Annotated in this window: 12 protein-coding genes; 11 read left to right on the top strand and 1 reads right to left on the bottom strand. The window is 58.5% G+C overall.

The features are described from left to right. Positions 1-4: 4 nt before the first annotated feature. From RHM68_RS00440 to RHM68_RS00490, 11 genes are all read left to right on the top strand, one after another. Entirely contained in the window at positions 5-1,141 is a 1,137-nt protein-coding gene (locus tag RHM68_RS00440) for a hypothetical protein (RefSeq protein WP_322219999.1), read from the top strand. A 317-nt stretch (positions 1,142-1,458) separates the two neighbouring features. Beyond that, positions 1,459-2,283 (top strand): energy transducer TonB, encoded by an 825-nt coding sequence (locus tag RHM68_RS00445; RefSeq protein ID WP_322220000.1) that lies wholly within the window; start codon positions 1,459-1,461, stop codon positions 2,281-2,283. Positions 2,284-2,328: 45 nt separating this feature from the next. Continuing rightward, a complete protein-coding gene (locus tag RHM68_RS00450) occupies positions 2,329-3,051 on the top strand; it encodes a MotA/TolQ/ExbB proton channel family protein (protein WP_322220001.1) in 723 nt (240 codons plus the stop codon). 1 nt (position 3,052) lies between these two features. Next, positions 3,053-3,454: a biopolymer transporter ExbD gene (locus RHM68_RS00455; protein ID WP_322220002.1), complete on the top strand. Its 402-nt coding sequence runs from the start codon at positions 3,053-3,055 to the stop codon at positions 3,452-3,454. A gap of 210 nt (positions 3,455-3,664) precedes the next feature. Beyond that, a complete protein-coding gene (locus RHM68_RS00460; RefSeq protein ID WP_322220003.1) occupies positions 3,665-4,246 on the top strand; it encodes an alpha/beta hydrolase in 582 nt (193 codons plus the stop codon). A 67-nt stretch (positions 4,247-4,313) separates the two neighbouring features. After that, positions 4,314-5,246 (top strand): sigma 54-interacting transcriptional regulator, encoded by a 933-nt coding sequence (locus tag RHM68_RS00465; RefSeq protein WP_322220004.1) that lies wholly within the window; start codon positions 4,314-4,316, stop codon positions 5,244-5,246. 219 nt (positions 5,247-5,465) lie between these two features. After that, positions 5,466-6,248, top strand: a complete 783-nt coding sequence (locus tag RHM68_RS00470) for a MetQ/NlpA family ABC transporter substrate-binding protein (protein WP_322220005.1) — start codon at positions 5,466-5,468, stop codon at positions 6,246-6,248. A gap of 480 nt (positions 6,249-6,728) precedes the next feature. Beyond that, positions 6,729-7,394, top strand: a complete 666-nt coding sequence (locus tag RHM68_RS00475; RefSeq protein ID WP_322220006.1) for an amino acid ABC transporter permease — start codon at positions 6,729-6,731, stop codon at positions 7,392-7,394. Beyond that, positions 7,375-8,034 carry an amino acid ABC transporter permease gene (locus RHM68_RS00480; RefSeq protein WP_322220007.1) on the top strand — a complete coding sequence of 220 codons (660 nt, stop codon included), beginning with the start codon at positions 7,375-7,377 and terminating at the stop codon, positions 8,032-8,034. Before RHM68_RS00475 ends, RHM68_RS00480 begins: the two co-directional genes overlap by 20 nt. Beyond that, a complete protein-coding gene (locus RHM68_RS00485) occupies positions 8,031-8,813 on the top strand; it encodes an amino acid ABC transporter ATP-binding protein (protein ID WP_322220008.1) in 783 nt (260 codons plus the stop codon). Before RHM68_RS00480 ends, RHM68_RS00485 begins: the two co-directional genes overlap by 4 nt. Continuing rightward, positions 8,810-9,694: a transporter substrate-binding domain-containing protein gene (locus tag RHM68_RS00490; protein ID WP_322220009.1), complete on the top strand. Its 885-nt coding sequence runs from the start codon at positions 8,810-8,812 to the stop codon at positions 9,692-9,694. The genes RHM68_RS00485 and RHM68_RS00490 overlap by 4 nt, the downstream gene beginning before the upstream one ends. Before the next feature lie 50 nt (positions 9,695-9,744). On the opposite strand, the gene RHM68_RS00495 is transcribed toward RHM68_RS00490, so the two are convergent. Beyond that, a complete protein-coding gene (locus RHM68_RS00495) occupies positions 9,745-10,905 on the bottom strand; it encodes an AAA family ATPase (protein ID WP_322220010.1) in 1,161 nt (386 codons plus the stop codon). Positions 10,906-10,976: the final 71 nt, after the last annotated feature.

Consider the following 10,976-nt stretch of genomic DNA (forward strand, 5'->3'; position numbering starts at 1 on the left):
TGCAATGGATATACGCAGCCAGCGGCCGAGTGCCGGGGAATTGCGGGTCAAGGGATTAAATCAAACCCTGTTCTTGGCGCCGTTACCGGTCTACACCGGTCAGGCACAAGCCTCTCGGCGTAGTTTTTCGCAGATGAATGAGACCTATCTGGAGCTGGGGGGTAATAACTACGGGATGGTTGAGCTGGGGAAGAGACTGGCGTTCCAGATCTGGATGGTTCTGTTCACGGCTTTTTTTATGCCTGTTCTTATTTGCTTATGGCTTGTTGCTTTTAGCCCGCCTGAGATTGACCGAAAATTTTTCGACATTGTTGGGGATGCTGTGCAAGCGTTCGCTACAGGTTCGCTGCTATTCATTTTCCCCGTTGGAGCCTTCGTCTACGGCATGCTATCCGGCGTCTACACCTCAGCCAAAAGCTATCCCCTGCGGTTTAATCGTCAGCGCCGAGAGGTCTGTTACATCGACGACCGCACTCACCGTGTGTTGATTGTGCCGTGGGAACGTGTGGTGGCGTGGGTTGCGAACAGTCAGGGCCTGAGCAGTTATGGCGCCCTGCGCGATTACACGTTTGGCATGGGCCTGGAAGACGAAGCGCACGACACGGTGCAGTTTGTACTGATGGCGCAACCCAGCGATGCGCATGCCTTGGGCCTGTGGACCTCGATCCGCAATTACATGGAGGAGGGCGAATTAGTGGATGCGCCGAGCCCGATGCTCGTCATTTTGGGACTGACGCCCACGGAGGATGAACTCAAACCCTACGAAGGCTTGCATACCTTTGAGATTGAACGTAAGGGCGCACGCTTCATGGGGTCAATGGACGATGACGGCGGGCACCTGACTGCGGAGCAGCGACACCGTTACGGTTATGGCAAGCGAACACCTTGGCCCTTACGCTTCTGGTACATCCGGCGCGTGTTTGTGTTCTGGAAAATGCCCTACCTGATCGCCGAGTGGGCCCACCGCAAGGGCCGTCCGACCCTGCCCGAACGGGTACAGGCCTGGTCGCAACCGCTGCCCCCCGAACAGTGGGCCAAACCCAGCCCCGCGCTTCAAAAAGCCAACGCCTTGGTCAAAACGGCGATGGACAAAAAAGGCGTGAACTTCGTCGATGCCTGCAAAGCGGCGGGGTTGCATTGATCGACCTTCAACCCATGGCATAAACCGTCACTGTTGTTGGCCGTGGTGCCACTCACTTTCCTCATCAATCGATGCCTTTCGGGAATACTTTGAATGCGTGGAAAGCATGGCGCTTTGGTCGCCGGGCTACACGCCATGAACGCCGGGGCTTGGGCGAAACTGATCTTTTTTATATTCGATTAAGATCTATCAATAACTTTAAAAATTACTTTAAGAGATAAGCCTCTGCGCCAATGATTGGCCTGTCGATGCGCTACGCGGGGGATTTAATGCGCTGCCATCGGTTTATTCGCCAAGAAACCGCAGGGAGTTAACCAATGGGCAATGTCCAAACCGCCGCTGTGGCACAGGAGGTGCTGTGGCGTCAGGCGCCGAGTGGCGAGTTGGTCGACCTTGGCCGGCCTCTTCGGGTGCCGTTGGGTCAGTTGCGCTTGCAGCGTGCGCCAAAGGGCATTCTGAGCCGGCGCGAAGTGATCCTGCTCGGTGTGTTGGCGTTGCTGGTGCATGGCGCGCTGATTTATTGGGTCAATCAGCAACCGACCACCACGCTGCCGATTGTGCCGCCGCAGATTCCGCCGATGAGCATTGAGTTCTCACGTCCGGCACCGTCTGTGGTTGAGCCCTCGCCACCGCAACCTGCTCCACCGGCGGCGGTTGAACCACCGCCGCCGGTGGAGGACGAGTTGGCCGTGAAGCCCGCGCCGCCAAAACTGATTCCCAAACCCAAACCCAAACCCAAACCGGTCGCTAAACCGCTGCCGAAACCGGCGCCCAAAGCCGTCGAACACTCCCCTGCGCCGCCGCAGCCGTCCGCGCCTGTGGCCGCCCCGGCGCCTCCTGCCCCCCCGGCGCTGGCACCTGTAATCCCGGCTTCGGCCAACGCCGCTTACCTGAAAAACCCTGCGCCGCAGTACCCGTCACTGGCCCAGCGTCGCGGTTGGGAAGGCACGGTGTTGTTGCGGGTGCAGGTGTTGCCCAGCGGCAAACCGGGAGAGATCCAAATTCAGAAAAGCAGTGGTCGCCAACAGCTCGATGACGCGGCGCTTAGCGCGGTGAAACGTTGGAGTTTTGTGCCGGCCAAGCAGGGTGATGTGGCCCAGGTCGGCTGGGTCAGCGTGCCCATCGATTTCAAAATTCATTAAACCGAAACCTTTTACGCGCGAAACGTTTACACGAGGGAATACATCATGACGTTACTGGCATCTCCACTTGAATCCATCGAAGGCGCGGTGATCTGGCTGTTGGTGATTTTTTCCGTTGCTACGTGGGGCTTGGCCCTGCTTAAGGGCGTGCAGTTCGGTCGTCTCAAGGCGCAGGATCGCAAGTTTCACCAGCAATTCTGGGCCGCTTCGAGTCTTGATTCAGCGGCCGAGTTGAGCGAAACCCAACCGGGTGCGGCGGCGCGGGTGGCCCAAGCGGGTTATGCCGCGATTCAGGTCAGTGAGGCTCCGGCAGCGAGTGATCTGAGCCAGGCGATCAATCATCAAGATCGGCTGGAGCGGGCCTTGCGTCAGCAGATCGTGCGCGAGCGGCGCTCGCTGGAAACCGGCCTGGCGGTAGTCGCGAGTATCGGCAGCACGTCGCCGTTCATTGGTTTGTTTGGCACGGTGTGGGGAATCATGGAGGCGTTGAAAGGTATCAGCGCGGCCGGTTCGGCGAGTCTGGAAACGGTGGCCGGGCCGATTGGCGCAGCATTGGTCGCCACCGGTGTCGGGATCGCGGTCGCGGTGCCGGCGGTGCTGGTTTACAACTACTTTTTGCGGCGCCTGAAACTGACAGCGGCGGATTTGGATGACTTCGCCCATGACTTCTACAGCTTGGCGCAGAAGAACTCGTTCCGCTTGTTGCTTCATCCCGCCTCGCATAAGGCCGTGCAGGGCAGCGTGCAGAAAGTAAAGGAGGCGTCCTGATATGGCCTTCTCCACGCAAGACAGCGATGAGGTGCTGAGCGAGATCAACGTGACACCGTTGGTCGACGTGATGTTGGTGCTGCTGGTGGTATTTATCGTCACCGCGCCGCTGCTGACCAACGCAATCCCGATCAACCTGCCCAAGACCGAAGCCGTGGCGCCGGTGGAACAGAAAGACCCGCTGGTGGTGAGTATTGATGGTGCCGGCAAGCTGTTTATCAACAAGGACGAGATCGCGCCGAATCTGCTGGAGTTCAAGCTGCAAGCGGCGAAGGCCAAGGATCCGCAAGTGCGTGTGCAGTTGCAGGCGGACGACGGCGTGAATTACGGCGAAGTAGCGCGGGCCATGGCGTCGATTGAGCGGGCTGGGATTACCAAGCTGTCGGTGATTACCGCGAAATAAAGGGTTTCTACCGTTTTTCAGGGCCGTCTCCTTGGCAGGGTGCGGCCCTTTTTTTTGCGTAAAGATCGTTACTACGCTCTGCGTGGGAACGATCAGTAGTCGGCTTCATATTCTTTATAGGTCTTAATAAATAGCTTCTTATTCCTTAACGAATATAACTCTCGTCCCTATACTCGGCCAGGAACAGACACGCAGCAGGAGAGCTCCCCCATGCGCAACGAATCAATTCGCTACCTGATTGTGCCGGGCTGGCAAGGATCGCCAGAAGATCATTGGCAAAGCCATTGGCAGAACAGCCTGCCTAACAGCGCGCGGGTTGAGCAGGCCAACTGGCTGGCGCCGCGGCGTGAGGATTGGGTCGCGGCGCTGGCCGAGGCGATTGCCGCTGACAGCACGCCGGTGATCCTGATCGCTCATAGCCTGGGCTGCATCACGGTGGCTCATTGGGCTGCCACCGCCCCGCTGAATTTTTTGCGTCAGGTACGCGGTGCCTTGCTGGTCGCGCCAGCGGATGTTGAACGCCCGGCCTGCGCGCCAGCCCTGCGTAATTTCGCACCGATTCCGACGGACCTGCTGCCGTTTCCGAGCCAGGTTGTCAGCTCCGATAACGACAGCGCGGTCAGCGCACCGCGGGCCTTGGAGCTGGCGCGAAATTGGGGCGCTGAAGCGGGGATTCTGGCAGGGGCCGGACATATCAATGTGAAGTCCGGTCACCAGCGCTGGGAGCAGGGTTTTGCCTATCTCTATCGAATGCAAAACCGAATGGAACATCACGCCCTGCGCCGCGCTTGAACCTTTTTCTTGTTGCTTTTTTTAATATCGCCCACCGTCTCACGACGGTTTTGGGCGGGAGTCTGCCATGAGTTTTGAAGCCTTCGGTCAACCGCTGCTGACCTTCCCCGACGCCGAAAAAAGCCCTCTGAGCATCCGCGCCAAGGCGCTGGTGTTTGTCGATCCGCGCTCGCGGCAGTTGCGCCAGGAGTTGGAGCAACTCGCCCCGCGTGCGATCTCAGTGTTAATCCGTGGTGAAACCGGCAGCGGTAAGGAGTTGCTGGCGCGGCATATCCATCGCGGCAGTGACCGTAGCGGCTTGTTCGTCTCGGTCAATTGCGGTGCGATCAGTCCCACTTATGCCGACGCCGAATTGTTCGGTTACGCCGCCGGTAGCTACACCGGCTCGGCCAGCAGTCGTGCGGGCTGGTTCGGTTCGGCCAATGGCGGGACGTTGTACCTGGACGAAATCGGCGACCTGCCACTGCCGATCCAGATCAAATTGCTCGCCGCCCTGGAAAACCACGAAGTCACCCGCGTCGGCGCTCATCAACCGAGTCCGGTGGACGTGCGCTTGGTGGCCGCCACCAGTATCGATCTGGCACAAGCGGTCGCCGCCGGGAAATTCCATGAACGGCTGTATCACTACCTCAGCGAGGGTCAGCTGGAATTGCCGGCGTTACGTGAGCGGGTGGGCGACATCCTGTCCCTCGCCGAATACTTCCTGGGCATCTACAGCCAGCGCCTGGACCTGCCGGTGCCGCTGATCAGCGAGGCCGCGCAACACCTGTTGGAGGCTCACCGTTGGCCGGGCAACACCCGGGAGTTGGAGAACGTTATTCACTTTGCCTTGCTGGTGAGTACGGGAGACGAGATTTTGCCGGAGCATTTAAATCTGCCGGACGCGACGGTGTCGCTGGAACGGATCGAATGGCAAGTGGCTCATGTCGCCAAAAACGGCACCGTTGCCGAACGATCGGCGCTCAAGGGGTTGCTCGAAGACCTCAGTCAAACGCTATAAGCCCCCCCCAGCGGCAAGCTTGCGCTGGGGATGCAAAGGGTGGTGCCTGTGTATGAGCAAAATGGAATATGAAAGTGAATAAAAGATATTGTTCGGGAATAAAAAATCCCGGTATTGTCCGCGTCACGCCAGCGATGGCACTTCACTAGCACCTAACAAAAACCACCTTCATAGTTAGCCGTCGTCACTGACGACCGTGATTCTCGATAAGGACACTGCATGAAAAAGGTTCTGTTGTTCACCGCATTGGCGGCTGCCCTGACTGCGAGCCTGGCCCAGGCCGGCGAAAAACTGGTGGTGGCGGCTACGCCGATCCCGCACGCCGAGATTCTTGAACTGATCAAGCCTACCCTCGCCAAAGAAGGCGTGGACCTGGAAATCAAAGTCTTCACCGACTACGTCCAGCCGAACGTGCAGGTCGATCAGAAGCGTCTGGACGCCAACTACTTCCAGACCCTGCCGTACCTCAACAGCTTTAACGAAGGCAAGGGCACGCACCTGGTGACCGTGATCGGTGTACACGTCGAACCCTTTGGTGGTTATTCGAAGAAAGTCAAAACCCTGGCTGAACTGAAGGACGGCGCAACCATCGCTATCCCGAACGAAGGCAGCAACAGTGGTCGTGCGTTGATCCTGCTGCAGAAGGCAGGCCTGATCGAGTTGAAAGACCCGAAAAATGCCTTGGCCACGCCGAAAGACATCGCCAAGAACCCACATAACTTCAAGTTCAAGGAACTCGAATCGGCCATGCTCCCGCGTGTGCTGGATCAGGTCGACCTGGACATGATCAACACCAACTATGCGCTGGAAGCGGGTCTGAACCCGGCCAAAGATGCGTTGGTGATTGAAGGTGCAGATTCGCCTTACGTGAATTTCCTGGTCGCTCGTCCGGACAACAAGAACAGCGACGCCATGCAAAAACTGGCCAAAGCCTTGACCAGCCCGGAAGTCAAAGCCTTCATCGAGCAGAAATACAAAGGCGCGGTACTGCCCGCGTTCTGATTCGACGCCATACCCAACTGTTCAAGGTTTCGAGCGCCGACGGCTAGCAGCAGCGTCGGCGTTATTGTTTCTGCGCCGCGCGTGGAAGCGACCCTCTCAGCGCCCTCACGCCACCCTGGCCTCCAACGCCCTGCGCAGTGCTATCAGCAACTTCACGATGTCTTGTGGGTCCAGTCGCTGGGGCATTTTTACGTCAGCCATTGCGTTCTTCCTTGTGGTGGATTGGCCGGGAGACTGGCCAAAAACGCTCCGTCCCTGGCGAGGCTGTTTGAAAAAAGTCCCCTCCTGTGGCGCACAGAAAAATAGCTGTCTAGGGCTGTCGGAGCAAATCCGCCCGATAGTTTTTTGCGTGATATCAATATGCTTTATCGGTATTTAAATTCTTCTTTTTATACCTTTAAAGTCGGTGCCTGCCGGGGGGTTATCCACCGCCCATGGATGGCATCACCGTCGCTTACCGAGCGGCGTACAGGACGTTCAATGACTCTCGATTACGCGTTTATCCTCAGCACCCTGCCGGCGTTTCTTAACGCAGTGGGCGTGACGCTGCAGGTCGGGCTGATCGCTATCGGCACTTCAACGCTGGTGGCGCTGCTCAATGCGACACTTCTGGTGTTTCGCACGCCCTACCTGCAACGCCTGGTCGGGCTGTACGTGGAGTTGGCGCGCAACACGCCTCTGCTGATCCAATTATTTTTTGTCTATTTCGCATTGCCGGCCTTGGGCATCAAGGTTTCCGGTTTTACCGCCGCGATCATTACCCTGACCTTCCTCGGGGGTGCCTACCTGACGGAAGTGTTGCGCGCGGGCATAGAGGCCGTACCTCAAGCACAGCTTGAGTCCGGCCGCTCGATTGGCCTGTCACGCGGTCAACTGCTGCGCTACGTGATTCTGCCCCAGGCCGGCCTTCTCAGCCTGCCGTCGCTGTTCGCCAATTTCATTTTCCTACTCAAGGAAACCACCGTGGTGTCGGCGGTGGCGGTGCCGGAAATTCTCTACACCACCAAGAGTTACATCGCGCTCTATTACAAAACCTACGAAATGCTCACCGTGCTGACGCTGATTTGCGTGTTGCTGTTCTTACCGTTGTCGCTGCTGCTCAGCCGCCTGGAAAGGAGGCTCCAGCATGGCCAGTTCGGGTCTTGAATTGTTGTGGGTGTCGTTGCCGCAATTGGGCAAGGGTGCCGCGCAAACCCTGTCGATTTCCTTCCTGAGCATCGCCTTGAGTACCGTCGGCGGCCTGCTTTACGGCGTGTTATGCACGCTGAATTCGCAGTGGCTGAAGGTGCTTCTGCGGGTGTACCTGGAACTGTTTCGGGCGATTCCGGTGCTGGTCTGGCTTTATCTGCTGTTCTTCGGGTTGCCAATTTTTTTTGGCCTGAGCATTCCGAGTTTCGGCTGCGCGGTGCTGGTGCTGTCGTTGTGGGGCGCCAGCGAGGTCGGCGAAGTGGTACGCGGTGCCTTGCATTCACTGCCGCGCGGTCAGCGAGAGGCCGGGTTGTCGATCGGTTTGAACAGCGCGCAACTCTACGGCTATGTGCTGTTGCCCCAAGCCCTGAAATGCATGACGCCACCGACGATCAACGTGTACACGCGAATCATCAAAACCAGCTCGTTGGCGGTGCTGATCGGTGTGGTGGACGTGATCAAGGTCGGTCAGCAAATCATCGAGCGTACCTACGAATCGGTGCTGATCTACGGCGCACTGTTCCTGTTTTTCTTTTTCATCTGCTACCCGCTGTCGGCCGCCTCGCGCGTGCTAGAGCGGCGCTGGACGCAAGCATGAGCGCATTGATCGAGTTCAAGGGTTTCAACAAGTTTTTCGGCGAACAGCAGGTGCTCAACGAGATCGACCTGCAAGTGAAGTCCGGCGAGGTGATCGTCATCCTCGGCCCCAGCGGCTGCGGCAAAAGTACCTTGCTGCGCTGCCTTAATGGCCTGGAAGTCGCTCACAGCGGTAGTTTGAAGTTTGCCGGCCGCGAGCTGCTGGACAAGGGCACCGACTGGCGCGAGGTGCGCCAGCAGATCGGCATGGTGTTCCAGAGTTATCACCTGTTTCCGCACATGACGGTGCTCGATAACCTGCTGCTCGGCCCGCTCAAAGTGCAAAAACGTGAACGTCGCGAAGCCCGTGAACAGGCCGAAGCCTTGCTGGTGCGCGTGGGCCTTTCGGACAAGCGCGATGCCTTCCCGCGTCAGCTCTCCGGCGGTCAGCAGCAACGCATCGCCATCGTCCGTTCGCTGTGCATGAACCCCCAAGTGATGCTGTTCGACGAAGTCACCGCCGCCCTCGACCCGGAAATGGTCAAGGAAGTGCTGGAAGTGATTCAGGGCCTGGCCCGCGAAGGCATGACGCTGTTGATTGTGACCCACGAAATGGCCTTCGCCCGCGCGGTGGCCGACCGGATTGTGTTCATGGATACCGGGCACATCCTCGAGCAAAACCCTCCCGAGATTTTCTTTACGAACCCGCAAACCGCGCGAGCGCAGCAGTTCCTGGAGAAGTTCTCCTACGTCGAAGCCCTGCCCAAAAAGACTCAAACCAAGGAACTGGAACTGCTATGAAAACTGCCACGTCTTCACGCTTCTTATTGCCGCTGTTCGGCCTTGCACTGCTGACCGGCTGCGGCCCATCGGACACGTCCACCAAACCTGCTGCCACCAGTGCCAGCGCGGCCCCGGCTGCCAGCTACCTGGAGAAAATCAAAGCACGGGACAAACTGATTGTCGGCGTCTTCACCGACAAACCGCCGTTTGGTTTTGTTGATGAAGCGGGACGCTACGTCGGCTTTGATACCGATATTGGCCGTCAATTCGCCAAGGACTTGCTGGGCGATGAAAACAAAGTCGAGTTCGTGACGGTGGAGCCGGCCAGCCGCATTCCGTTCCTGCAAAGTGACAAGGTCGATCTGATCCTGGCCAACATGACCGTCACCCCGGAGCGCAAGGAGGCGGTGGAATTTACTAACCCGAACCTCAAGGTCGCGGTACAGGCGCTGGTTCCGCAGGGCAGCCCGGTAAAAAACCTTGATGACCTGGCGAGCCGCACCACCATCGTCACCACGGGCACCACCGCGGATATCTGGCTGACCAAAAACCACCCGGACTGGAAACTGCTGAAATTCGAGAAAAACTCCGAGTCGCTGCAAGCCCTGGCCAATGGTCGCGGTGATGCTTACGCGCAAGACAATTTGGTGTTGTTCAGTTGGGCCAAGCAAAACCCTGGCTACCGCGTGCTCGCTCAGACCTTGGGCGCTGAAGCACCGATTGCTCCAGCGGTGAAGAAGGGCAACATCGAGCTGCGCGACTGGGTGAACACCGAGTTGGCGAAGCTGGGTGAAGAGAAGTATTTGCTCAAGCTGTACGACCAGTACGTGCGTAAAGAACTGAGCGATGACACCCAGCCTGACAGCGTGATTGTCGAGGGCGGTAAGTGGCAGGGGTGATGCTCTGAGCTGATCGGTCCCACGCAGAGCGGGGGAACGATCGGTTTACCTCAATCCGGCCAATACCACGCCGGTTCATCCAGCATTCGCTGGCCGACAATCCCGGTCTGGCCCAGCGTTTTCTCGAGCACGATGCAGTTGCACTCCGGGTCTTCCTGCAACGTCGAAATCAACCGCCGCGCATGGGACACCACCCACACCTGACACTGCCCGGAGGCGCGGATAATCAACCGCGCCAATGCCGGCAAGAGGTCCGGGTGCAGACTGGTTTCCGGTTCGTTGAGCACCATCATGGACGGTGGCCGGGGCGTCAGCAGCGCCGCGACCAGCAACAGGTAACGCAACGTCCCGTCCGACAACTCCGCTGCCGACAATGGCCGCAATAATCCTTCCTGATAAAACTCGATGGCAAATCGGCCGCCCTGCAATGGCGCGATGTTCAAACGCGCACCGGGAAAGGCATCGCTGATGGCTGTCTGCAAAGCCTCGGGATCGCCGATTTCACGGATCGTCTGCAACGCGGCGGCCAGGTCGCGACCGTCGTGGTGCAACACCGGCGTGCGGGTACCCAGTTGGGGTTGGCGGGCGGGGGCGTCGGCGTCGCTGCGAAAGTGATCGTAGAAACGCCAGCGGCGGATGAACTCGCGTAGCTGCAACACCTCCGGCGAGCTGCGCAAGTTGCCCACTTGATCGAACAGGCTGTCGAAATTTGGCGTGTGTTGGGTCAGCACTTCCCAGCCATGGCCTTCACGGGCCCGAATCATGGGGCCGTCGCGGTCCACCAGCAGGCTCGCTGGGCGGTAGAACGGTCCGGACCAAATGCATTCTTTTTTGATTTCCGGATCGAAAGAGAAATAGGACTGCGAGGGCTTTGGCAGGCCCAGGGCTATCGAATAACTGAAGTCCTGCGCGGCAAATCCTAGTCGCAGGCGCACCGGAGACTTGCGTAAAGAGGCTTCGATGGCAACTTCACCGTTGCGCATGCGCCGGCTGATGTTTTCCGGGCCGGCCCAGAAAGTCGACTCCAGCCCGCCTTCGCGGGCCAGCGCATTGACCACGCCACCCTGAGCGGTTTCCGCCAGTAGGCGCAGTGCCCGGTAGAGGTTGGACTTGCCACTGCCGTTGGGGCCGGTGATCAGGTTCAACCGACCCAGCGGGATCACCAATTTATTGATCGAGCGGTAATTAGCCACCGCGAGAATGTTGAGCATGAGAAGCGTCCTGCTGCATAGGCGCGCAGTTTGCCTTATTGTCGGCAACACTGTGATCTCCAAAAGGGTTT

Origin of the sequence: Pseudomonas sp. DC1.2, assembly GCF_034351645.1 — a bacterium.
GTDB lineage: Bacteria > Pseudomonadota > Gammaproteobacteria > Pseudomonadales > Pseudomonadaceae > Aquipseudomonas.